21 protein-coding genes are annotated in these 23,749 nt (G+C 61.6%); 7 read left to right on the top strand and 14 right to left on the bottom strand.

Going from position 1 to position 23,749, the window contains the following annotated elements; genetic code table 11:
- Positions 1 to 77: 77 nt before the first annotated feature.
- The 7 genes from LVD12_RS00105 to LVD12_RS00075 all read right to left on the bottom strand — a co-directional run bounded on the left by LVD12_RS00105 (position 78) and on the right by LVD12_RS00075 (position 11,084).
- Complete coding sequence (locus tag LVD12_RS00105) at positions 78 to 536, bottom strand: hypothetical protein (protein ID WP_237064694.1); 459 nt, start codon at positions 534 to 536, stop codon at positions 78 to 80.
- Between the two features lie 272 nt (positions 537 to 808).
- Entirely contained in the window at positions 809 to 4,450 is a 3,642-nt protein-coding gene (locus LVD12_RS00100; protein ID WP_237064693.1) for an ATP-binding protein, read from the bottom strand.
- On the bottom strand, positions 4,440 to 5,228 hold the full coding sequence (locus LVD12_RS00095; protein WP_237064692.1) for a DUF4194 domain-containing protein: 789 nt from the start codon (positions 5,226 to 5,228) through the stop codon (positions 4,440 to 4,442). Before LVD12_RS00095 ends, LVD12_RS00100 begins: the two co-directional genes overlap by 11 nt.
- Entirely contained in the window at positions 5,221 to 6,672 is a 1,452-nt protein-coding gene (locus LVD12_RS00090; RefSeq protein ID WP_237064691.1) for a Wadjet anti-phage system protein JetA family protein, read from the bottom strand. Before LVD12_RS00090 ends, LVD12_RS00095 begins: the two co-directional genes overlap by 8 nt.
- Positions 6,673 to 6,686: 14 nt before the next feature.
- Positions 6,687 to 6,875: a DUF3012 domain-containing protein gene (locus LVD12_RS00085; RefSeq protein WP_237064690.1), complete on the bottom strand. Its 189-nt coding sequence runs from the start codon at positions 6,873 to 6,875 to the stop codon at positions 6,687 to 6,689.
- A gap of 76 nt (positions 6,876 to 6,951) precedes the next feature.
- Entirely contained in the window at positions 6,952 to 8,328 is a 1,377-nt protein-coding gene (cysS, locus tag LVD12_RS00080) for a cysteine--tRNA ligase (RefSeq protein ID WP_237064689.1), read from the bottom strand.
- A 1,082-nt stretch (positions 8,329 to 9,410) separates the two neighbouring features.
- Complete coding sequence (locus LVD12_RS00075) at positions 9,411 to 11,084, bottom strand: glutamine--tRNA ligase/YqeY domain fusion protein (protein ID WP_237064687.1); 1,674 nt, start codon at positions 11,082 to 11,084, stop codon at positions 9,411 to 9,413.
- 240 nt (positions 11,085 to 11,324) lie between these two features.
- Here LVD12_RS00075 and LVD12_RS00070 point away from each other — a divergent pair, with 240 nt between their 5' ends.
- Genes LVD12_RS00070 through LVD12_RS00060 form a run of 3 tightly spaced genes read left to right on the top strand, consistent with a single transcriptional unit; the run spans position 11,325 to position 13,772 of the window.
- The gene (locus tag LVD12_RS00070; protein WP_237064685.1) at positions 11,325 to 11,834 is read left to right on the top strand and encodes a peptidylprolyl isomerase; all 510 of its coding nucleotides are present in this window, start codon (positions 11,325 to 11,327) and stop codon (positions 11,832 to 11,834) included.
- A gap of 9 nt (positions 11,835 to 11,843) precedes the next feature.
- Positions 11,844 to 12,572, top strand: coding sequence for a UDP-2,3-diacylglucosamine diphosphatase (locus tag LVD12_RS00065; RefSeq protein ID WP_237064683.1), 729 nt, complete (start codon positions 11,844 to 11,846; stop codon positions 12,570 to 12,572).
- A gap of 45 nt (positions 12,573 to 12,617) precedes the next feature.
- On the top strand, positions 12,618 to 13,772 hold the full coding sequence (locus LVD12_RS00060) for a saccharopine dehydrogenase NADP-binding domain-containing protein (RefSeq protein ID WP_237064682.1): 1,155 nt from the start codon (positions 12,618 to 12,620) through the stop codon (positions 13,770 to 13,772).
- Positions 13,773 to 13,850: 78 nt separating this feature from the next.
- Here LVD12_RS00060 and LVD12_RS00055 read toward each other — a convergent pair whose 3' ends face one another.
- Entirely contained in the window at positions 13,851 to 14,483 is a 633-nt protein-coding gene (locus tag LVD12_RS00055) for a malonic semialdehyde reductase (RefSeq protein WP_237064681.1), read from the bottom strand.
- Between the two features lie 56 nt (positions 14,484 to 14,539).
- Entirely contained in the window at positions 14,540 to 15,025 is a 486-nt protein-coding gene (locus tag LVD12_RS00050) for a DUF3429 domain-containing protein (RefSeq protein ID WP_237064680.1), read from the bottom strand.
- A gap of 63 nt (positions 15,026 to 15,088) precedes the next feature.
- Between LVD12_RS00050 and LVD12_RS00045 the strand changes: the two genes are divergently transcribed.
- Positions 15,089 to 15,355, top strand: coding sequence for a DUF3081 family protein (locus LVD12_RS00045; protein WP_237064679.1), 267 nt, complete (start codon positions 15,089 to 15,091; stop codon positions 15,353 to 15,355).
- 36 nt (positions 15,356 to 15,391) lie between these two features.
- Here the strand turns inward: LVD12_RS00045 and LVD12_RS00040 are convergent, their stop codons facing one another.
- On the bottom strand, positions 15,392 to 16,015 hold the full coding sequence (locus LVD12_RS00040; RefSeq protein WP_237064678.1) for a MiaE family protein: 624 nt from the start codon (positions 16,013 to 16,015) through the stop codon (positions 15,392 to 15,394).
- 72 nt (positions 16,016 to 16,087) lie between these two features.
- Positions 16,088 to 16,858 carry an iron-containing redox enzyme family protein gene (locus tag LVD12_RS00035; RefSeq protein ID WP_237064677.1) on the bottom strand — a complete coding sequence of 257 codons (771 nt, stop codon included), beginning with the start codon at positions 16,856 to 16,858 and terminating at the stop codon, positions 16,088 to 16,090.
- Between the two features lie 179 nt (positions 16,859 to 17,037).
- On the opposite strand from LVD12_RS00035, the gene LVD12_RS00030 reads away from it, so the two are divergent.
- Positions 17,038 to 17,982 (top strand): hypothetical protein, encoded by a 945-nt coding sequence (locus LVD12_RS00030; protein ID WP_237064676.1) that lies wholly within the window; start codon positions 17,038 to 17,040, stop codon positions 17,980 to 17,982.
- Positions 17,983 to 18,022: 40 nt separating this feature from the next.
- On the opposite strand, the gene LVD12_RS00025 is transcribed toward LVD12_RS00030, so the two are convergent.
- From LVD12_RS00025 to LVD12_RS00015, 3 genes are read right to left on the bottom strand one after another with little or no spacing between them, the layout of a single operon-like run.
- Positions 18,023 to 18,463 (bottom strand): hypothetical protein, encoded by a 441-nt coding sequence (locus tag LVD12_RS00025; protein WP_237064674.1) that lies wholly within the window; start codon positions 18,461 to 18,463, stop codon positions 18,023 to 18,025.
- Entirely contained in the window at positions 18,460 to 19,398 is a 939-nt protein-coding gene (locus tag LVD12_RS00020; protein WP_237064672.1) for a lipid kinase, read from the bottom strand. Before LVD12_RS00020 ends, LVD12_RS00025 begins: the two co-directional genes overlap by 4 nt.
- A 56-nt stretch (positions 19,399 to 19,454) precedes the next feature.
- A complete protein-coding gene (locus LVD12_RS00015) occupies positions 19,455 to 19,910 on the bottom strand; it encodes a DUF1289 domain-containing protein (RefSeq protein ID WP_237064670.1) in 456 nt (151 codons plus the stop codon).
- Between the two features lie 305 nt (positions 19,911 to 20,215).
- Between LVD12_RS00015 and acnB the strand changes: the two genes are divergently transcribed.
- On the top strand, positions 20,216 to 22,831 hold the full coding sequence (gene acnB / locus LVD12_RS00010) for a bifunctional aconitate hydratase 2/2-methylisocitrate dehydratase (RefSeq protein ID WP_237064669.1): 2,616 nt from the start codon (positions 20,216 to 20,218) through the stop codon (positions 22,829 to 22,831).
- A gap of 446 nt (positions 22,832 to 23,277) precedes the next feature.
- A complete protein-coding gene (locus LVD12_RS00005) occupies positions 23,278 to 23,688 on the top strand; it encodes a DUF6334 family protein (RefSeq protein WP_237064668.1) in 411 nt (136 codons plus the stop codon).
- The last annotated feature ends 61 nt before the right edge of the window (positions 23,689 to 23,749 follow it).

The raw sequence follows: 23,749 nt of genomic DNA, 5'->3' as shown, positions 1-23,749 counted from the left end.
AGCGCAGGGAGATTCAAGGGCCGGCAGAGACGCCGACTTTCCCTCTTACGTGACCCGGCCGGCCTTACTGGCAGAGCTTACTGATAGGGATCGACGGCCTTCGCCGCATCATTCTCGGCCGCGGATTCACGGCGATATTCCTCGGCGTCGACAGTGGGCCGGTTCCACTCGGGATCTTCCTCACCCTCTGCGTCACGACGGATTGCCGGCGGCGCAGTGGTCACGTCAGAGGCAATCAATGCCCGACTCTGCCGGGTTTCGGTTTCATCCCTTCTGGCTGTGACCGTTTGCGTAGGCTCGGCCCGGCGCGGGCTGGCTGCCATCTCCTTGAGCCCGGGACGACGGCGCTCCGCCAGCCTGGCCGCCTCCAGCTCGCCGCGCAGCTTGTTGACCTCAGCCTGAAGGTCGCCGAGCTCCGCCTGCAGCTCGGTAATCTGGGTCAGCACCCCTTTGACCTTGCGGCTCTCCTGCTCGTACAGGACCGCAGCACCGCCAAAGGCAATCACGAAAATGACGAGAATCGAAAACAGACGCATGGTCTCTCCAGAGGGTTATTTGCCGTCGGCACGAACCGCTAAATGGCCAGGTTTCATTACACAGGGAGTAATACCAAAAATTATTCGTATAGTCCCCGATCAACCACACACTTGGCAAGTTCGAGGCATCTTGGCCATTAACCGACTCATCCAGGGTGCTGGCAAAGCAGCGAGGGTAAGAACCAGGGCAATGCCCCAGGACGGGCATTGCCGCCACCCAACTCAGCAACACGGTACTGATGGGTTTCTGACTGATCTTTGGGGAGCAGGCCCTAGGCCGGCTCCCCCTCCACCAGTTCCATAAAGTCCAGCGACGCCTGCTGGCGAATCGTGCGGCGGTGGTTGGCCCAGAGTTCCGCAATGCGTTCCCGGTTGCAGACCTTGCGATCCACATAGACCCGGGTGTTCAACTGCCCCACCGGCGTCGCCGACGGGCACTTGCTGAACACAAACTGGTTTGAAATCAGGTCCATGAACGGGCCAGACTTGCTGCTGGGCATGATGAACAACAGCTGCAGGCCCAGAGTTTCGGTCAGGTAGCGGATCACTTCCTTGGAGCGGGTCTCGTCCATTTTCGAGAAGGCCTCGTCCACCAGCACCATCTGCAGGTGGCTGCTGCCCTCATTGAAACGGAACGCGGAGGTGACCGCCGCCGAGCGGATGATATAGGCCGGCGTCTCCAGCTGGCCGCCGGAACCGGTGCCGTACTGGCTCAGGGCAATGGGCTCCTTGCCCTCCGGCTCCTTGTAGATCTCATAGTTGCGGTAATTGCGGTAGTCGCTGATCCGGTCCAGCTCCCGCCGAGCCACCTGCTCGTCTTCGCTCAGCAGCATGTTCAGCAGCCGGTCGCGCACTTTCTGGTGGCGTGGATCCAGATCGGCGTCAAAGAGACTCTGCTCTTCCCCCAGGTTGGGCAGTTCGATCACCGCGCGGAAGAAGTCCCAGTATTCCTTGAACTCGGGTACCCAGCGGTAGGCGAAGCGGAACCGCTCGCGGTCCGCGCCAAAGCGATGGTGCTCCAGCTCCCCGTTGAGGTCATCCAGCACCTGCTTGCCGTCATTGATGGACTGGTAGATCGCATGGCACAGGTGCGTAACAAAGGTGGTGTTGAAGGACTTCTTCAGGCCGAGCAACTGTTCGTGGCGATCCACCAGCAGGTTGTTCTTGAGTCGATTACGCAGCGCCTCTACCTGGTCATACAGGCCACAGACCAGCCGGAACAGGCGCTCGTCGTGGCCCGCAGTGAGATCCGGCTCGAATGCGAGCGTATCGCCGGTGGTGGTGTCCGCGTTGTATTCCATCACTGCACGGTCCAGCTGACGGCAATACTTTTCCAGGCGGCCCTGCCACTCCTCCAGCTCCGCACCGAAATCGAAGTTGTCACCGGCGCGCTCGACCTGCTCGTCCGCCTGCTGGAGGATCTGCTCGGCATCGTAGTCCGGCGTGATCTGCGCGATCCGCCTGACTGCGGCTTCGCAATCGGAGAGCCCATCATCCAGCCCATCCAGCTCGGCGGAAAGCGCCTTCAGCTGCTTGCCGGTATTCTCCAGGTCCCGCTCCAGCTTGCCGGCATCGTGCTGCAGGCCCGACTGCTGTTTCTGCTGGGCTTGCAGCTGATCGCTCAGTTCCGCGACCTGTGCTTCCAGGTGCTCGCTGTCGGCAAGATCCAGGTTGTCCAGGGCCTGCTCGGCACTGCGCCACTCGCGCTGGGCGGCCAGTGCCGCATCCACCACCGGGACCAGGGACAGTTCCTGCAGGTCGCGGATGGCGGACGCGACGCGACGGAACAGCTGGTACTGCTCATTGACCTGCGCCGCCTCGGCCAGCAGCTGCTCCAACGCTCGCTGCTGTGCCGCCAGTGCCCGGGCGCGGGCTCCCTGGCCGAAGACCAGCTCGCCGTCGTCGATATCGCAGCGCCACATACTGTAGTTGCCACTGGCCACCCCTTCCGCGGTTAGGCCACGGCGGGTCTGGCGCAGTGCTTCTTCGTCGGCTACCTGTTGCACGGAGCCGTAGGAAGCGCGCAGATAATACTCGGCTGTTTTGTGAGTGAAGGACATCAGCTCGACGATCGAGCCCTGCGGGATGGTCGCGCGTTCCGCATCCCGGCGTGCCTTATCACCCTGAATCACCCGCGCCCGGCTGCTGCGGCCCGGCAGGTTACGCACGATGCGGATCGCCGCGGCTTCGTGCTCCGGCTCGACGAGAATTGCAAATCGGGCCCCACCGAGATAACCCTCAATCGTCATCTGCCAGCGATCGTCCAATACCTCGACGTAATCGCAAAGGACCCGCGGTTCCGCCGCCGGGCACTGCTCACGGATCGCCGCCACCGCCTGCTCCACTGACTGGGGATAGCGCACGCGGTTGGCCTGCAGGTGGTGGATACGGTTCTCCTGAGCGTGCAGCTGTTTCTGCACCTGCTGCGCTTTCAGTTCCCAGCGGGAAACCTGCTGGGCGATCTGCTCCCGCAGGGAGAGACTGTCGTCGCTGCCGCCCGTGCTGAACAGCTGGCGAGCCAGGCGGCTGTGCAGCTGCTCGGTCGCCGCGGCCCGCTCGCGCAACGGATCCAGCGCGCTCAAGTCGATCCAGTCTTTGCCCAGCAGCTTGTGCAGATCCGGCAGCTCGTCTTCCCTGGCCACCTGCCGGACAGCCTGTACCAGCCCCTTGTCCCGCAGCCCGGGTATTTCCAGTTCAGCGGCAGAGCCCTGCAGCAGCTCGATCAGTTTCGCCGCCGCATCCCGGTTGCGCTGCCACTGGTCCTGGGCGGCAGAAAGCGGGCCGCCCTGTGCGGACAGCTCCCGGTGTGCGCGGCTGATCCGCTGCTCCAGCTCATCCTTATTACGCAGGGCGTCGATCCCCAGCCGCTGTGCCTGTAGCTCCACCAGCTGGCGACCGAGTTCGTCACTGCGGGTGGTGGCCAACTGTGCCTCACGGGCGTTTTCCTCCAGGGATGCCCGCAGTTGCTGCTGGTTCTGCTTGCCGGCGAGATAGGTTTTCTGCACCCGCATTTGCCGATGGCGCGCCTGCAGGTATTCCTGCACCCGCAGCTGCAGCCACTGCTCCCGGTACAGAGAAGCCGATTGGCCGATCTGCTCCAGGGCAGAGACGCGGTCGACGATCTGCCGCGCCTCCAGCTCCATGGCATGGATGGTTTTCATCAGCTCGGAAACCGAGCGGATGGCTTCGCCGAGGTCGCGCTTTTCCAGCACTTCCTGGGCGACGAAATCATTGATGCTCTTTACCGGCTTGTAGGCCATGAAGTTGGCAAAAGTCCGCGCGGCGTGCATGGCCTCCCGGTCCGGCACCGCATCGCGACGCCCCCGCAGGGCACCGTAGAGGCGGCGCAGGTAGGCCTTTTTCTTGTCGTACTGCTCAACTTTCTCGAACTGTTTGGCCAGCACGGAATAGAACTTGTCCAGCGGCAGCAGGTGGCGACCGTCCTTGTATTCGCGGACAAAGTCGCCCATCGCCAGCTGCTCGCCCGGGAACAGGAAAAACTTCAGGTCGTCCTGACGCGCCTGGGCCGGCTTGCTGCTGGCGTCCAGGTGGGCGCGGATTGCCATGACCGCCGTAAAGGGATCGCTGTCCTCGCCGCTGGTGGGATGGAAAACCCCGGCGATATAGCAGTCGGTGGGATCCAGTCGCGCGTAGCTGCCGTCGTCACAACCCAGCACATAGGAAGCGAGCGTCCGCACCTGCTTGCCACCACGGCCGCGCTGGGTGGTCTCGTCCTGGCCCGGGTTGAAGGTGAAGAGGGTATCGTGGGCGGCGGTCATCAGGGTCTGGATGGCATCCGCCGCCGTAGTCTTGCCGGAGCCATTACCACCGGAAAACAGGTTGATGGGCCCGAAGTCGTATTCGAGCTGGGGGATGTTGCCCCAGTTGATCAGGATCAGCTTTTTAAGAAACACAATCGGCCTCCCCCTCTGCAACAACCAGCTCATCGCCGGAATCACTACCTTCACTGTCGGCCACAAAGAGACTGTGCTCACTGTTGCCGGGCGTGATGCGCTCGCTGTTTTCTCTGGTCTTGCCGTCGCCGACGGCTTCGTCAACGCCGGCTGTGCCCTCTTCCAGCACCTGTTGCAGCACGCTGTCACTGACAAAGTGCGCAATGGTCGGGCGCACCCGCAGCCAGATCTCCGCCAGTGTCTCGGTTTCTTCGCCGGCAAACTGCACCAGACGCAACTGGCGCAGTTTCTTCAGTAGCGAACGGCGCTCTGCCATGCGGTCCGGCAGGGACATTTTCAGCAGGTTGCGGAGGCCCAGTTCCAGCGCCTCCAGAGAGAGGGTGACGCAGCCAGAGTCGTCCACCTGTCCTTCACGCAGGGCTTTATCGTATTCGACCCGCAGCACCAGGATCGCCGCCACTTCCTGCTGGGTGAGCCGGGACCGGAAACCACCGTGATGTGGTTCCTCCTGGTCCGGCATCGCCGGCACTTCCGCGCCCGGCGGATACAGGCGGATGAACTGGAAACGGCTGTCATGCTGTAGCCGCAGGCCGAGGGGGGACAACCACTCACGGATCAGCGCTTCACAGCGCTGGAAGCGGTCGTAGAGGGTCGCCTCCACCTGACTCTCATCGCGGCAGATCACGCCGTAATCCATCAGGCGCACCAGCAGCTCGGAGAATTCCCCGCGTGTCACCTGGCACTGCGCCAGTGCTTCTTCCAAGGCCTGTTCAATCACTGTCTTTCAGCTCGAGGTAGTATTCGTCGAATTGGTCAAAAAAATCATTGCTGGCGGTTTCGCCGGTAAACTCCACCACCACCCGTGGACCACCATCCTGGCTTACCGCTGCCGCTTCGAGGGCATGGCTCATGGCGAGCAGGTCACGGGCATTGTCCAGCGGCAGGTCGCGGCTGCTGATACGGCGGCCGCTGCCAAGAGCCTGTTGCAGATAACTGCGGAGATCGCCGGAGTTGAAGTTGAAGGCCTGGTCGAGCAGCTGCTGCAGCACGATCTCGCGGCGGCTGTCTTCCGCCAGGGGCTGTTCTTCCTCCATACGGGTATTCACCGGCTGGCGCCGCTGGCGCTGCCACAACTGGGTCTGCTTCGGGTCGCACAGGCGCAGCTGGAAACTACCAAGTTGCTGGCCCAGGCGGGTAAGCATCTCGTCCCGCTGCGGATTGTCCCCCAGCTGCTGGCACAGGTCGGTGAAGGCACCCTGGGACTGGCTGTGCAGGTAGCTGAGCTGGCGGATGATGATGTCGGCGCGCTTGGTGAAACCGTGCAGCGCATGTCGCAGTGCCGGCAGTTTCACTTCACAGGCGCGGCGCATGCGGTCCTCGATGGTGTCGAGCATCCACCAAAGCAGTGAACGGCCCTCTTCCACCAGTTCTGGCAACAGCTGGCGCAACCGTCGCTCCCACTCTGCCTTCTGGCTCTTGTCCTTGCGGCGGATGCGCGCAATGACCCGGCCGATGGCGTCACGGTGTTTTTCCACACTGTCCGCGGAGAGGCGGATCGCCAGGTCCGGCTGGAAGCGACTCTCCATAAAGGAGAAGAACTCGTCGGTGGCCTGCTGCACCAGCAGCTGGGCCTCGACTTCCCGCACCAGTTCCCGCTTGCGCTCCTCGAGCTCGGCAATCATGTCGGTAAAATCGGCGACGATACGCTCGGAGTATTCCCAGGCGTCGATCAGGTCGTGGATTTCGCCGCGGCTGGCAAAGGCTTCCAGCGCATTGAGGGTATTGCGGGTATTGCGGTGGCGGGTGCGCACGCGGGTGCTGTTCAGCTCCACCAGCGGCTGGGTAAACAGGCGCCCGCGACGGCTGAATGGGAAGGTGGCCGCCAGTGTGGCGCTGTCCACCTGCTTTTCCAGCCAGCCGTATTCCACCAGGCTGTTGAGGACCCAGACCGCCTGCTCGCGCAGATTGCGGAAGCGGTGCTCCCGGGCACCGGCCACCTTCTGTCCGCTTATGTCCTCTGCGTCGTCGCTGTCCAGCTGCGGCGCACGGGTGAGCGCCTCGCTGAAAATCTCGAGGATCTGCTCCCGCGCCAGTGACTCGCCATAATCCGCCTTGGCGGTATACAGACGCTCATACAGCAGGCGCAGGCACTCAACGACCTGCTCACGGTATTTGCCGGTGAGGGGACGAAAGAAATGCTGGTAATGGTCGGCGAAAAACAACCGCAGACTTCCGCTTATTTTTCGTCCGGCTTCTGGTTCAGGACACAGTACTTGGTGTAGTCACCGGCGTCTTCCAGGGTCCACTTGCCCTTGGGCATTTCGTCCATCTTCTTGCACCAGGCATCGGAGCCACGCTTGGGACCGCAGCCCGCCAAACTGGTAACGAGAAGTGCAGAAATGCAGAGAACGAGAAACTGTTTCATGGTCTTGGTCTTTTCTTGATGAAGTTATTCTTTGTTGATGTTCGGCGTTGCGAACCGGGTACCGCCAGTGACGACGCTACTCGCGTCGCCACTTGGTGCCCTCGCGACTATCTTCCAGCACTACCCCCTTGGCCTTCAACTCCTCGCGGATCTCGTCGGCACGGGCATAGTTCCGGTCTTTCTTGCTCTGCTGACGCTCGGCGATCAGCGTCTCGATTTCTTCCTCGGAGATGGTCGCATCGCCACCCCGTGCCTGCTTGAACCAGGCTTCCGGATCCTGCTGCAGGATACCGAGCATCTCGCCTGCTGCCAGCAACAGGCCTTTTTGCTGGGGCTTGTCCGACTCGTCCGTGCGGTTCAGTTCCTTGGCCATCTGGTGTAGCTCGCTGATGGCCACCGGGGTGTTCAGGTCATCCTCCAGCGCGGCCAGAAAAGCACTGCCGTCGAGATCCGACTCTGCCGCGGTCACATCCTCCACATCGCGCAGGAAACCGTACAGGGTGTCGAGGCTGCGCCAGGCCTGGTCGAGCAGGTCGGCGCTGAAGTTCAGCTCGGAACGGTAGTGCGCGCTCAGCAGGGCGAAGCGCAGCACCTCTCCCGGGTACTGCTGCAGCAGGTCGTTGACCATGCGGAAGTTGCCCAGGGACTTGGACATCTTCTCGCCATCAATATTCACATAACCGTTGTGCATCCAATAGCGCACGAAGTCGGTGCCGTTGGCGCAGCAGCTCTGGGCACGCTCGTTTTCGTGGTGCGGGAAGGTCAGGTCGCGACCACCGCCGTGGATGTCGATGGTCTCCCCCAGGTGCTTCTTGATCATGGCCGAGCACTCCAGGTGCCAGCCCGGACGGCCACGACCCCAGGGGCTGTCCCAACCCGGCTCGTCATCTTTAGAGGGTTTCCACAGCACGAAGTCACCGGCGTATTTCTTGTAGGGGGCGACTTCCACCCGCGCACCGGCCAGCATGTCATCGAGGGAACGCTTGGACAGCTTGCCGTAGTCCGGCATGGAATCCACGGCGAACAGCACATGGCCCTCCGCCGCGTATGCATGACCTTTGTCCAGCAGCCGCTCGATCATGGCGATCATTTCCGGCAGGTGCTGGGTGGCGTAGGGAATGATGTCGGGCTCGAGATTATTGAGCGCCGCCATATCCTCGAAATACGCCTGGGAGAAACGGGCAGACAGGGTGCCGATATCCTCGCCCTGGTCGCGGGCGGCCTTCATGATCTTGTCGTCGATATCGGTGATGTTGCGCGCATACACCACGTCGCTGTAGTTGCGCTTCAGCAACCGGTAAAGGGTATCGAACACTACCGCCGGCCGCGCATTACCGATGTGCACCCGGTTGTACACCGTGGGACCACACACATACATGCGCACCCGGTCTTTCACCAGTGGTTTGAACGGTTCTTTCTCTCCGGAGAAAGTGTTGTAAATCTGTAGTGCCATAAAATCCGTTTGCGTTTTAATGCGTTTCTGACTGTCCAGCGCGCTGAGCGGTTCTGGATTCCGGCCTTCGCCGGAATGACGATGGGGACGCTCGGCCAACCCCGCGCCGCAATGACGCGACAACGAAATCCTCTCTATCGTCATCCCGGACTCGATCCGGGATCCAGCTACCACTGCGGGCTATGGTGGCCCTATGGCTGCTGGATTCCGGCCTGCGCCGGAATGACGATGGAGGCACTCGGCCAACCCCGCGCCGCAATGACGCGACAACGAAATCCCCTGTATCTTCATCCCGGACTCGATCCGGGTTCCAGGTACCACTCCGGGCTTTGTTAGCCCTGTGGTGCTGGATTCCGGCCTGCGCCGGAATGACGATGGAGGGCTCGGTTAACCCCGCGCCGCAATGACGCGACAACGAAATCCCCTCTATCTTCATCCCGGACTCGATCCGTGATCCAGGTACCACTCCGGGCCATGGTGGCCCTGTGGGTGCTGGATTCCGGCCTGCGCCGGAATGACGATGGCGGCGCTCGGTTAACCCCGCGCCGCAATGACGCGACGGCGCCCCCCTACCGTCATCCCGGACTTGATCCGGGATCCAGGTACCACTGCGGGCCATGATAGCCCTGTGGGTAGTGGATTCCGGCCTGCGCCGGAATGACGATGGCGGCGCTCGGTCAACCCCGCGCCGCAATGACGCGACAACGAAATCCCCTCTATCGTCATCCCGGACTTGATCCGGGATCCAGTTACCACTGCGGGCTTTGGTAGCCCTGTGGTGCTGGATTCCGGCCTGCGCCGGAATGACGATGGCGGCGCTCGGTTAACCCCGCGCCGCAATGACGCGGCGGCGCCCCCCTACCGTCATCCCGGACTTGATCCGGGATCCAGGTACCACTGCGGGCTTTGGTAGCCCTGTGGTGCTGGATTCCGGCCTGCGCCGGAATGACGATGGAGGGCTCGGCCAACCCCGCGCCGCAATGACACGACAACGCGACACCCTCTATCGTCATCCCGGACTTGATCCGGGATCCAGATACCACTGTGGGCCATGGTCTCCAGCCACTTTTTTTTTCGCCCGCTTACTTGTTCTGCTCTTTGGCCCAGGAGTCCCGCAGGCCGATGGTGCGGTTGAAGACCGGCTTCTCGGCGCTGCCGTACTTGTTGTCGCGGCAGAAATACCCGTTGCGCTCGAACTGGTAACCCTGCTCCGGTTCCGCCTTCGCCAGGCCGATTTCCGCCTTGCAGCCGGTCAGCACCTTGAGGTTTTCCGGGTTGACGTGATCGAGGAAGTTCCTGCCACCGGCATCCGGTGCCGGGTGATCGAACAGGCGATCGTACAGGCGCACTTCGCAGTCCACGTTGTCGTCGGCGGATACCCAGTGAATGACACCCTTTGGCTTGACGCCATCGGCAGGATCCTTGCCCAGGGTATCCAGGTCAACGGAACAGAGCACTTCGACGATTTCACCGGCCTCGTTCTTCACCACTTCCTCGGCCTGAATCACGTAGGCGTTACGCAGCCGTACCTTCTTGCCGAGCACCAGGCGCTTGTACTTCTTGTTGGCCTCCTCGCGGAAGTCCTCCTGCTCGATGTACACAGTGCGTGTAAACGGCAGCTCGCGGGCCGGCAGGTCCTCGCGCACCGGGTGACCCGGGGCACTCAGCATCTCCTTCTGACCTTCCGGGTAGTTGGTCAGGGTCACCTTGAGCGGCTCGATCACGCACATGGCGCGCGGCGCATTCTTGTCCAGGTCGTCGCGGATGCAGTATTCCAGCATGCCCACATCCACCACTGAGTCAGACCGGGTGACCCCGATCATCTCGCAGAAATTGCGGATCGCTGCAGGCGTCACGCCGCGGCGGCGCAGGCCGGAGATGGTCGGCATGCGCGGGTCGTCCCAGCCGTCCACGTGTTTCTCGTCGACCAGCTGCTTCAGCTTGCGCTTGGAGACCACGGTGTAATTCAGGTTCAGGCGCGCAAACTCATACTGGCGCGGGCGGGCCGGCACCGGCAGGTTCTCGATGAACCAGTCGTACAGCGGCTTGTGGTCCTCGAACTCCAGGGTACAGATGGAATGGCTGATACCCTCGATGGCATCCGACTGGCCGTGAGCGAAGTCGTAGCTGGGGTAGACACACCATTTATCACCGGTCTGGTGATGGGCCATCTTCTTGATGCGGTAGATCACCGGGTCGCGCAGGTTGATGTTCGGCGCGGCCATGTCGATCTTGGCGCGCAGGCTGCACTCACCCTCTGCCATTTCGCCATTCTTCATCTGCTCGAACAGCGCCAGGTTTTCCTCGACGGAGCGGTCCCGGTAAGGGCTGTTCTTGCCCGGTTCGGTCAGGGTGCCGCGGTGCTCGCGGGCCTGCTCCGGGTTCAGGTGGCAGACATAGGCCTTGCCCTCGCGGATCAGGTGCAGCGCCCACTCATGGAGCTGGTCGAAGTAATCCGAGGTGTACTTGGCGCCATCGGCCCACTCAAACCCGAGCCAGGAGACATCCTGCTTGATGGATGCTACGTATTCCTCTTCTTCCTTGGCCGGGTTGGTGTCGTCAAAGCGCAGGTTGCAGGTGCCCCCGAACTCTCTGGCGAGACCAAAATTCAGGCAGATGGACTTGGCGTGACCGATGTGCAGGTAGCCATTGGGCTCCGGCGGGAAGCGGGTCACCACCTGGGACACCCGGCCCTCGGCCAGATCTTCGCGAATGATGTTCTGCAGAAAGTGAGCGGGTTTGCTCTCGGATGTCATAAGATTCTCTACATACAGCTGCGGCGTGGAATGGAAGTGGTTCCTGCCATCCCGTGGGTCTGGTTAAGCGGCGGATTATAGCGCAGTTGCGCTGCAGAACACCGGTTGACAGCGCGATGACCGCCGTGGAATTTCGCGTCGAGCATTTTTTGTACAGACAGCCCGTGACCGATCCGGTTCTTTTGATCCCGCCCGGTGACAGGGTATGATGCCCGCCGAGTTGAACCTTTAGGATGTTTTATGATCACCCTGCACACCACCCACGGCGATATCGCCATCGAACTCGATTTTGACAAGGCGCCGAAAACTGCTGCGAACTTCCTGCAGTACTGCCGCGACGACTTCTACACCGGCACCATCTTTCACCGGGTGATCGACAACTTCATGGTCCAGGGCGGCGGCATGACCCCGGACATGGAGCAGAAAGCCACCCGCGAGCCGATCGAGAATGAAGCCGACAACGGCCTCAAGAACGACACCGGCACCCTGGCCATGGCCCGCACCATGGATCCGCACTCCGCCAGCTCGCAGTTCTTCATCAACGTGAAGGACAACGACTTCCTGAACTTCCGCAGCAAGGACGCCCAGGGCTGGGGCTACTGCGTGTTCGGCAAGGTGGTCGACGGCATGGACGTGGTCAACAAGATCAAGAGCGTCAAGACCGGCAGCAAGGGCTTCCACCAGGACGTTCCGCTGGAGACCATCGAGATCACCAGCGTGACCATCTCCGACGCCTACGCGGACAAGTAAGGCCCGGCTTTGACTGCCTACCTCATCTCCGACCTGCACCTGGACGAAAGCCGCCCGGCGATCACGGCGGCTTTCTACGAATTCCTGCGCACCAGAGCCGCAGGCGCCGAGGCGCTGTATATCCTCGGTGACTTCTTCGAGGTGTGGGTTGGCGATGACGATGACTCCCCCTATGCCCGCGAAGTGGCCGAAGAACTGAGCCGCTACAGCGACACCGGTGCCGAGCTCTACCTGATGCATGGCAACCGGGATTTCCTCCTGGGGGAGGACTTCGCGCATCGGGCCGGCGCCGTGCTGCTGCAGGACCCGAGCCTGGTCACTCTCGGCGGACGCAGGGTAATGCTGATGCACGGGGATAGTCTCTGCACCCGGGATGCCGAATACATGGCGTTCCGCCAGCAGGCCCGCGACCCGCAGTGGCAGGCCGCACTGCTGGCCAAGCCGCTGGACGAGCGTCGCCAGATCGCCGCACAGATCCGCGCCGTCTCCAAGTCCATGAACAGTCGCAAGGCCGAGGACATCATGGACGTGACGCCGGAGGAGGTGGAAAAAGCCATGCGTAACCACGGCGTGCACACCCTCATACACGGCCATACCCACCGCCCTGCCCGCCACACCCTGACAGTCGACGGTGAGGAGGCCGAGCGCATCGTCCTTGGCGACTGGGGTAAAGAAGGCTGGTGTATCCGCGCCGATGACAAAAACCTCGAGCTGATCCACTGGCCGATCGCTTCCTGATATCCTCCCCTGCAGGGAATGAGCCGACAGACAGGGGCAGCGGATATGGTCAGGAATTACAGAAAGCGCGTGCTCATCCTCGGCGGCTACGGCAGCCTGGGTGCCCGAATCGCGCAACTACTCTCCAACGACGCCGAGATCCAGCTGATCATTGCCGGTCGCGACAAATTCCGCGCCGACCTGCTCGCCGCCCGGCTGCCGAACCTGGCCGAGGGCCTGCGCCTGGAGCGCGATTCCATCAACCTGGCGGCGCAGCTGAAGGCCCTGCACCTGGACCTGCTGATCCATTGTGCAGGCCCGTTCCAGGAGCAGGACTACCGCGTCGCCCAGGCTTGCATCGATGCCCGCACCCCCTACCTGGATATCGCCGATGGGCGGCGATTTGTCTGCGACTTCCCCCGGCTCAATCCGGCGGCGGAGGCTGCCGGCGTGCCGCTGGTATCCGGCGCCAGCACCCTGCCGGCCCTGAGCTCAGCCGCCCTGGCAGGCCTGGCTCCCGCATTTGCCCGCATCGACCGCGCCAGCATCGAGATCGCCCCCGGCCACCGTACCGAGCGGGGCCTGGCCATGGTGCGCGCGGGTTTCGAGTCCCTGGGCGAGAACTTCCCTATCCTGCGCAACGGCCAGTGGCACGAAACCTTTGCCGGCAATCACCTGCGCCGGGTGCAGCTCTCACACCCGATCGGCGAGCGCTGGGTCTGCGACTTCGATGTGCCGGACCTGGAACTGTGGCCACGGGCACAGCGCAGCCTGTCCGATATGCGCTTCGGCACCGGCGTGCAGCCCCGCACCCTGCAGCTGGGACTCGCCGCCTGCGCCCACCTGTCGCGCCTACGCCTGCCATCGACCGGCTCCTGGTTCGCGACACTCGGCCACAAACTCGCCGCGCGCTGGCCCGGTGGTTCGCCTCACGGGGGCATGCAGGTACGTATTTCCGGGGAGGACAAGGCGGGGCAAGCGCTGGCCAGGCAGTGGCAGATCCTCGGCCTCAACGGGGATGGACCGTGGATACCGGCCGCGCCGGCGGCAGCCCTGGCGAGAAAATTCCTGCGCGGAGAGGGACCGGCACCCGGAGCCTCTATCTGCTGGCAGCTGCTGGAAATGGATGACATTCTGCGCGAGCTGACGCCCTATTCCGTGGTTACCGCTGTCGAAGCCCTGGAGACGCCGGCCAACACACTCACCACTGCGGGGCCCTGAAAGCTCAAACTACCGCCCCCCTTTCCGCGACTGCCTGAAAGCCCCTGGCTGCCGACTCGGGTTTCCGCGGTCTTCCCTTCAGATTACCTTGCAGACCTCACCGAACTCGAACCGCGGACTGCGCGGATGCAGCATGTCCGGCCTGCCGTAGCCCAGGTTGCAGAGGAAGTTCGACTTGATATGGCCGCTGGTGCAGTGCTCCTGCTGGAACGCGGCGCGATCGCTGTCTTGGCCGAAGAACTCCCGGTCCACCATGTCATTGTCGAACCCCGACATGGGTCCACAGTCGAGGCCGACCGCGCGAGCGGCGAGAATGAAATACCCCCCTTGCAATGACCCGTTGCGGAATGCCGTTGTCGCGGCCAGTTCGGCATCATCCTTGAACCAGTCTTTGGCCGGCGCGTGAGGGAACAGCTGTGGCAGGTAGTCATAAAATTTCATGTCGTGGGCGACGATGGCCGTCACCGGCGCTGCCATGGTCTTGTCTATGTTGCCTTCGTTCAGCGCAGGCCGCAGGCGTTCCTTGGCCGCTTTACTGCGCAGGAACAGAATGCGGGCGGGGCAGCAATTGGCGCTGGTGGGGCCCATGCGCATCAGGTCATAGAGTTGCTGCAGGGTTTCATCGCTGACCGGCCTGTCCTGCCAGTGGCTGTGGGTGCGGGCACTGGTGAACAGCTGCTCACGGGCCTCACTGGAAATACTCTCGCTCATGGGCTCTCCTTGCCGGGTTTCTGGTGGACGGATACAAGCCATCGCACCTGCAAAATCTAGTCGCCTCCACCCTGCCACACCAGCAGCAGTACCATCAGCAGGTGACAGAAGATGACCAGGTAACTGACACGGCTGCGGGTGCGGAAGTAGTTGCGTAACCGGCGGGCATTGGGGTTCAACCGGGCCTCCTCCCAGCGCACGTAACCGAACCCGAACGCCAGCAGCACCAGCCCCCAGGCACTCGATGCCAGTAGCAGCCCGAGCCAGGCGACCAGTGCCACACCGTTACTCTGCAGGACCAGCGACAGCCGGCGCGGATGGTCAGGACGGTTGAGGGCCCCCGCCCACCAGATACCGCCGAGAAAACTGAGGATGCAGGCACTGTAGGCGGCAAAAAGAAAGTGCCCCTCAATGCCAAAAATCGCGTCCCCCCGCCACTGCAACCAGAGCCCGAGCACGAAGGGAAGCACGCCAGCATAGGCCAGCCCATCAAAAAGCGGGGTCGGCTCTGTGGGCGGTGGTGTGTCGAGGGAATCCTTCATGTGCGCTAAGCTGGCAGGCGGACGGGAAAGATAAGCTTAGCGCACCCAGCAGCAGGAAAATCCGTGGAAAAAGAACACAAGATTGACGTCAAACAGGCCCTGCGCGTATTCGACAAGGCCACCAGGGAGGGAGAAAAGCGGGATGACGGCTGGCATTACCGCGGCCTGACGTGCAGCACCGACTTCGACGGCTACACGGTATTCATCAGCGACGGGCGGGTGCAGCTCACCGTCTTCTTTCACAACAAATACTCGGTGGATTACCGCAACCCGCTGGAACTGCAGGATTTCGTCGACCTGCTGGCCAAGGTCGACCGGTCCGATAGTTAGTCGCCGGAAACCTGCACACGAAAACCGGAAGACCTCCTAAGCGGTTGCCTCAGGTGCGCCACTGTGGAAACGGAATTCACTGTCCGGGTTTTCCACCAGCCCCCGCTCCACCTCCAGCAATTCCTGCACCCGCGCAGAAATATCCTCACCGGCAGCCTTCTCTGCCAGCGCGAGATAATCACGGAAATGTCGTGCCTCCGATTTCAGCAGCGAGAGATAGAACTTCTGCAGCTCCTCATCGAGGTGCGGGGCAATGCGGGCAAAGCGCTCACAGGAGCGGGCCTCGATGATCGCCCCGCAGATCAGGGTATCCACCAGGCGGCCCGGTTCGGCACCACGGACCTGCTCGCGCAATCCGGCGGCGTAGCGTGACGCGCTGACGTGGGGGTAGCGGATACCGCGTTTTTCCATGATCGCCAGCACCTGCTCGAAATGACGCAGTTCCTCGCGGGCCAGCCGTGACATCTTGTTCAGAAGCTCAAAGTCATCGAGATAGCGGAACATAAGATTCAGTGCCGTGCCGGCCGCCTTCTTCTCGCAATTGGCGTGATCGATCAGCATCAGCTCCGGCTCTTCCAGTGCCGCTTCTACCCAAGCATCCGGGGTTGCGCACAGCAGGAATTCATGAATAGCGGAAAGGTCGGGCACGGCTGGGTTCATAACGGGCTCACGGCGCTGGTGCGCGGCAGTACATCGGCAAAACAGGCGCGGGATTATAACCGCCCGCGCCCTTCAAGCCGAGTGCCGCCAGTGCCCAGCCTGGGGCGCTGCCCCTGCAGGCAACAAGCCAATCTTGACCGCCAGTTCATCACGATAATGCAGCCAGCCATGCAGCACCTGCCCCATCCACTGCAATACCCGGGGCCGCGCTTCCTCACCGACGAAGTCCAGCATCAGGTGCCAGGCCGCCTTGCGCTGGGTTTTGTCACGTTCGTGGTGGGCCCGGGTCAGGGCCAGGCTCTGCAGGGGCAAGCCGTAGAACCTGACCAGCGGGTGATCCACCGGCCTCACCCGCGGTGCATCGGCAACTCCCGGTTCCAGACCGGCACGGGCATAAGCATTGCCCTCGAGGAACACCATCGTCACCGCCGCCCCCACTTCCCAGCCGTGACGGCTGCAGGCCTCGTGGAGAAGCTCATGAAAACTTGCCGCCTGCGGCAGCATTGTCACGTGGCGGAAGCGGTCTGTGGAGAGTCCCAGGCCGGCAGCCAGCTCGAGGAACAGCTCGGCATTGCCATCCGAGCCACTGAGTCCGCCGGTATCCTGCTCGTACAGTTCTTCTGCCAGTAGCTTGCGCGCCCTGGGGAGTGGGCACTGGACGTAGGCCTGACCGAGCAAAATGGACAGATCCTTCACATGGCTGGCAAATTCCTGTTCGAGCAGGATATGCAGCCGATCCCGCGGCACCTGCCCGGCGGCAAAGGCAGCCTCGGACCAGTGCACGCGGCGCTCCATCACCCGCAATAATCCCTCTTTGAATTCAGAGCGATTCATGCGCCCCATGATAGGGCCACCCTCCCCGCCCCGGTATCGGGGTTTGTCGGGTACACCCTCCCCTTTGATCAACTGTTTTCTTACCACCGCCCGTGACTATTCGTGAATTCACCTATATGATAACGACTTATTAATCGGTTATATTCTACCCTTGGGCCAAAGACTGAATCGGACGACAGGGACAGGACATGGTTGAACCAAAAGAGAACAACCCTGTACCGCCTGCAGAAGCGGCGCGACGCATCCCGCCGCTTCTGCAGGATCTGCACAGTGCGGCTGAAAGCCTGCGCAGGAGTCTCGCTCAACTGGAACAGGACGGGCGCGCCTATGAGCACTACCTGCTGCAGCCGTCGTTTGCCCGCCATGCCGCCCTTCAACTGGAGGGCAGCTTCGAGCGACCATTTGCGCTGGCTGGCGCCCTCTTCTCAAGTCTCAGCTACGGCGAGGGTGCGGGCAGTGACGCGCGCAACACGCTGCAGATACCCGGCCTGTTGTGCGTGCCGGCGGCAACTATCGACCTCGCCACGCACCTGAATGAGACCAAGCTGAACTTTGCCCGCGCCGTGAAAGCTTTCCGCGAGTCACTGAAAAAGCGCCCCGCGCACGAACAGGACCGGCGACTGCGGGACCTGTTTGCCGAGGCCGGTTCTCCGCGCCTTCACCTGCGCCAGTGCTACCGCCAGATCCTGCTCTGCCCCGAGCGCCCCGACGCCCTCGCGGTCAGCTGGATCAAGGCGCGCAAGTCGATCCGCAAGGTGAGCGTCGATTGGTGTGAACGCAGGCTGGTACAGATGGATCCACAGGGCGTCGATCCCGGCATCCAGTACCAGCGCCAGTTGCTGGCGGGCCTGCACAGGAACCAGCACGACAATCTGCGCCAGGTGCAGGTGCAGAGCCGCCCGAACCTACAGGTGGCAGAAATATTCCGAGGGGACGAGGGGGAGCGCTACCACCAGGTGGGCTATGCAGCCATGCCGGTGCTGGTGGTCAGTGATGAAAGCCGGCAATTGCCTGAGTATTCGAGGGTGGGCCATGAACCACCCGAAGGGCGCCGTCGCCAGAGGCGCGACCTGTCACTGGATCGTGCCCCCTTCCTGCCAGCGCTACGGGTGCACTTGCGACACGGGGAATAACTCCGTTTAGAAACCCCGGAGACCACTGCACGGACGAGGATCAGCCGATACGCTGTTTCAGCGAGCGTATCGCCTCAGTAACACTGTTCCGGCAGCGTGCCTTCAGCTCAGCGTGCTGCTTATCCAGTGCAGCCATTTCTGGCTCGTCCAGGGTAGCCAGCAGCTGCTGCTCGATATCGAGGCGGTTCTGCAGGACCTCCCGGGTCTCGTCGGCGGAAAACAGGCTTTCCAGGCGCTCCAGTAACTGCTCCCCGGTTTCCCTGTCCTGGTCCGGCACCGATGGCAGCTGGCCGCTCTCTCGAATTACCTGCTCGACGAGCCCGGCCAACTGGTCGCGATCGGCTGCCGCTTGCTCGCAGAACGCGCTCACCTCCCCGTCCTGGAGGAATTCCCCCGCTTCACGGTAATGATCGGCGCTATGTTTCAGGGCCACGTGCAGGTCATTCAGTGCCACCTGCGTATCGTTGCGGATAATACTCATGACTGTCGGCTCTCCCGATCCTGCAGAACCCGCGCGCCGGCGGGCACGATGGCCTCCAGCGCAGCGGGAATGACTTTGAACATAGCCGGAGTTTCCGTCACCGGCTCACCATCGGCGTGTACGGCCATGCCCGTTGGCCGGGTACGGATAAGGATCTCCCGCCCGGCAGCATTGAAAACGCGCCGCGCCAACCGATGCTCGCCATGCCGCAGCAGCGGAGCCAGCGAGAGCAATTCCCACAGGCGCTGGGGCCGCAGACTGTAGAGTGACAACCTGCCGTCATTGATACGGGCCTCGCGCTCCACCACATTGCCGCCACCATAGAAGCGGCCATTGCCCACAGCCACTTGGATGGAACGAAAACGATGGCACTCTCCATCAAGCTCCGCCTCCACCCTGAATTGCTCCGCGCGGGTCAGCGCGGCGATGACGGCTTTCAGGTAGGCGAACACACCCAGCCGAGCCTTGGCCTCATCCTCCAGTTCTTCGGTGACCTTAGTACCGAGGCCCAGGTTGGCAGCATTGAAAAAATAATGGCCGTTGACCTCGGCAAGATCGATGCGCTCGCGGTGGCCAGCCCTGATCAACTCGAATGCGCGGGGAAGATCAGCCTCGATGCCGAGGGAGCGCGCCAGGTCATTGGCGGTACCGAGGGGCAGAATGGCGAAGGGGAGCTCGCAGTCGAGCAGAGTGCCGGCGACGGAACTGATGGTGCCGTCCCCACCGGCCAGGATGACCAGGTCCAGATGTTCGCGGCGATCACGGATGGCCTGGCGAGCGGCGCCTGCGCCGGAAGATTCCAGCAGCTCCACTTCCATGCCCGCAGCCCTGAGGGAATCCATCCCCCGATCAAGGTCTGCCCCGGCGCCATGGCGACTGTCGGGGTTCACCAGCAGCAGGGCCCGGCGGACAGTGCTTTCAGCTTGGTTGGTCACGGTCCCTCGCTTGAATCGCCTCCAGAACTCACATCAGGGTGTGACCCTGACTTGGGTCACGCCCGTCGCAACCCGGGCGCCACGTAACGCAGGTAGTAGGCCACGGACAGCCCGTAGAAATCCTCGTCGATGCGCCGCCGCAGTTCCACCAGTGGGACGCCGCGCGCCTGGGCGGTGGGCCGCAAGCCATAGTCGAGGGTGTTTTCGATCTGGCTGGCCCCGGCCCGCAAAAGTTCAAACACCCAGCAGTAGGGATTCTGCTCTTCGTCAAAGCGAATCTGCTGGTGTCGCAGCTGGGCCAGCAGCAGGTCGCGGTCGACAATCTCCAGCTGGCTGCGCACGGCATTGGCCAGGTAGCTCTCGCGACGCTCGGCGATGATCCGGCGCTGATCCTCACTGTAGGCGTTCCAGTCGATCACCTCATGGGCAAACCGCTTGCAACCGCGGCAAACATCGTCGCCGATGCCGGTCGAGCAGACGCCAATACAGGGAGTTCGGACTTTCTTGTACATCAAGCGACCAATTGTGAGACAGCCAGGGAAACCGCAAACCGGTGTGGAACCGTTGCGCGCTAGACTATTTTGTTTGCATTCTGAAGGAAAGGCCCGCGCCTGTTTTTCGACCAAAATTCACCGGGCGAATAATGGCAATTCGCGTAAGTTATTGATTTTTCAATAAACTTAACAGCATTAGGCCTTTATTGTAGAATTCGCCACCCGCCTCCAGCGGCCACAAACGGAAAAAAGTTTGGCCGGCAAAACCGGCTGTGACTTCGCCAGCTGTTGGTTACACCCCACATACTAAGAGGGACTTATCCGTGCTTGAAGCCTATCGCAAACACGTCGCAGAACGCGCCGAACAGGGTATTCCACCCAAGCCTCTAGATGCCGAACAAGTGGCCGGGCTGGTAGAGCTCCTGAAGAATCCCCCCGCCGGCGAAGAACAGGAACTGGTGGAACTGCTGACCCACCGCGTACCGCCGGGTGTGGACGAAGCTGCCTACGTCAAGGCCGGCTTCCTGTCCGCCATCGTCAAGGGCGAGGCCGAGAGCCCGCTGATCGACCGCGAACACGCCACCAAACTGCTGGGCATGATGCTGGGCGGCTACAACATCGCCACCCTCGTCGACCTGCTGGATGACAGCAAGCTGGCTGAACTGGCTGCCGAACAGCTGAAAGGCACCCTGCTGATGTTCGATGCTTTCCACGATGTGGAAGAGAAAGCCAAGGCCGGCAACGAGCACGCCAAGGCCGTGATCGAATCCTGGGCCGAGGCCGAGTGGTTCACCAAGCGCAAGAAAGTGCCCGAGAGCATCAAGGTTGCCGTGTTCAAAGTCACCGGCGAAACCAACACCGACGACCTCTCCCCTGCCCCGGATGCCTGGTCCCGCCCGGACATCCCCCTGCACGCGCTGGCCATGTACAAGATGAAGCGCGACGGCCTGGAGCCGGAAGAGCCCGGCGTTACCGGCCCGCTGAAGCAGATCGAAGAAGTGAAGGCCAAGGGCCTGCCGGTTGCCTTCGTCGGTGACGTGGTTGGTACCGGTTCTTCCCGTAAATCCGCCACCAACTCCGTACTGTGGTACTTCGGCGAAGACATGCCGGGCGTACCGAACAAGAAAGGCGGTGGTATCTGTATCGGCGGCAAAGTGGCACCGATCTTCTACAACACCATGGAAGACGCCGGCGCACTGGTCTTTGAAGCCCCGGTCGATGACCTGAACATGGGCGACATCATCGAGATCCGCCCCTACGATGGCAAGATCCTGTCCGAAGACGGCAAGGTTCTGTCCGAGTTTGAACTGCGCTCCGAGGTGCTGCTGGACGAAGTCCAGGCTGGTGGCCGTATCAACCTGATCGTCGGCCGCGGCCTCACCAACAAGGCCCGCGAATCCCTTGGCCTGGAGCCCACCGACATGTTCCGCAAGCCGGAACAGCCGAATGACACCGGCAAGGGTTACACCCTGGCCCAGAAGATGGTCGGCAAGGCCTGCGGAATGGAGGGCGTACGCCCGGGCACCTACTGCGAGCCGAAGATGACCACCGTTGGCTCGCAGGACACCACTGGTCCGATGACCCGCGACGAGCTGAAAGACCTCGCCTGCCTCGGCTTCCAGGCTGACCTGGTGATGCAGTCCTTCTGTCACACCGCCGCTTACCCGAAGCCGGTGGACATCGACACCCAGCACAAACTGCCGGACTTCATCATGAACCGCGGCGGCGTTTCCCTGCGCCCGGCGGACGGCATCATCCACAGCTGGCTGAATCGCATGCTGCTGCCGGACACCGTGGGCACCGGTGGTGACTCCCACACCCGCTTCCCGATGGGCATCTCCTTCCCGGCCGGCTCCGGCCTGGTTGCGTTTGCCGCAGCTACCGGCGTCATGCCGCTGGATATGCCGGAATCCGTGCTGGTGCGCTTCAAGGGCGAAATGCAGCCGGGCATCACCCTGCGCGACCTGGTCCATGCGATCCCGTACTACGCGATCCAGAAGGGCCTGCTGACCGTCGAGAAGAAAGGCAAGAAGAACATCTTCTCTGGACGCATTCTCGAGATCGAAGGCCTGGACAACCTGACCGTCGAGCAGGCGTTCGAGCTGTCCGACGCCTCCGCCGAGCGCTCCGCTGCCGGTTGTACCATCAAGCTGTCTGAAGAGACCATCGCCGAATACCTGCGCTCCAACATCACCCTGCTGCGCTGGATGATCGCCGAGGGTTACGGCTCCAAGCGCACCCTGGAACGTCGCGCGCGCGCCATGGAAGAGTGGCTGGCCAACCCGGAGCTGATGGAAGCCGATGCCGACGCCGAGTACACCGAGGTGATCGAGATCGACCTGGCCGATATCAAGGAGCCGATCGTCTGCGCCCCGAACGACCCGGACGACGCCCGCCTGCTGTCCGAAGTGGCTGGCGACAAGGTGGACGAGGTGTTCCTGGGTTCTTGCATGACCAACATCGGTCACTTCCGTGCCGCCGGTAAACTGCTGGAGCAGGTGAAAGGCAGCGTTCCGACCCGCATGTGGATCGCCCCGCCCACCAAGATGGACGAGCACCAGCTGATGGAAGAGGGTTACTACAACATCTACGGCCGTGCCGGTGCCCGCACCGAAATGCCCGGCTGCTCCCTGTGTATGGGTAACCAGGCGCGCGTGGCCCCGAACAGCACCGTGCTGTCCACCTCCACCCGCAACTTCCCCAACCGCCTGGGCGACGGTGCCAATGTGTACCTGACCTCTGCGGAGCTGGCTTCCGTGGGCGCCATCCTCGGCAAACTGCCCACGCCGGAGGAGTACCAGGAGTACGCGAAAAACATCAACTCCATGGCGGCAGAGATCTACCGCTACATGAATTTCGACCAGATCGAGGAGTTCCAGAAGTCCGCTGAAGAAGGCCGACGGATCGCCGCGACCGAGATTCAGGAAGTGAGCATTTAAGCGCCAGCCTGAGCTGAAACGAAAGCCCTGCCCTTACCGGCAGGGCTTTTTTTTGCTTTAAAAAAGCATAAAAGTAACGAACTCGTGCCATGGAGTTGGTACAGGTTCATGACGCATTTGCACCGTCGGCCAAATAGAGTTCTTATTGCCAGAAATCATGAAATGACCGGGACCGCACTGAAATTACCATCATCACGATCACAATTTCCACAGGGACCATCAGAACCCGCGAAAAGCGATTCAATGTCAATCGGTTAGCTTAGAGGCTCCATCTTGGGATAGTGGTCGTCAAGACCATTTGGACCAGCACTGTAAGCCGCTGTAATCTCACAATGGCTTAACGAATCAAGGGGTTGGGCGCACTCTGGCGGGAAATCTATTTTGCGATATGCGCCGCTGGGATAGTCGTCCTGACGATCACGATAAAACTGTTATGGCTCTAGCTGATGGAACCTAAAACTATATGTAATGAATTCGGAAGCCTTAAAGATGTTATTGGACATTTTATAGAAGGTGATGGCATTACAAATATGCTAATTTCTTTGGAGCTCATATTCGAAAATGGCCGTATCTTTCATGAGGCTATCCCGGAAACGGACGAAATTGCTATCAAAAGTATGCCGCCAGAGGATGCTTGCATAGCGGTTTCGGTTAAGGATATGGAGCCATGGAGTTTTGCTTTGGAGCGCGAAGTGCTGTGGGTCTGGGATCTGTATAACCAAGGCCGCTATGTTGATGGTCGGCAGTATTCATTTTGTAACACAGTCGCGGAAGGGGAGGTCATAGTTCAGCTTATGGTTGTTGCATCTCAAATTGTTATATACATCGTCACAGAGAGCCATAACAAGCGACTGTGATGTCAAGCTGCTAGTTTGACGTCCCGCTCTCCCCAGTAAGTGCCGTCTCTTACCATTGCAT

The sequence above is a fragment of the Microbulbifer guangxiensis genome, assembly GCF_021729075.1.
Classification (GTDB): domain Bacteria; phylum Pseudomonadota; class Gammaproteobacteria; order Pseudomonadales; family Cellvibrionaceae; genus Microbulbifer; species Microbulbifer guangxiensis.
This window is presented reverse-complemented; position numbering and strand designations above follow the sequence as displayed.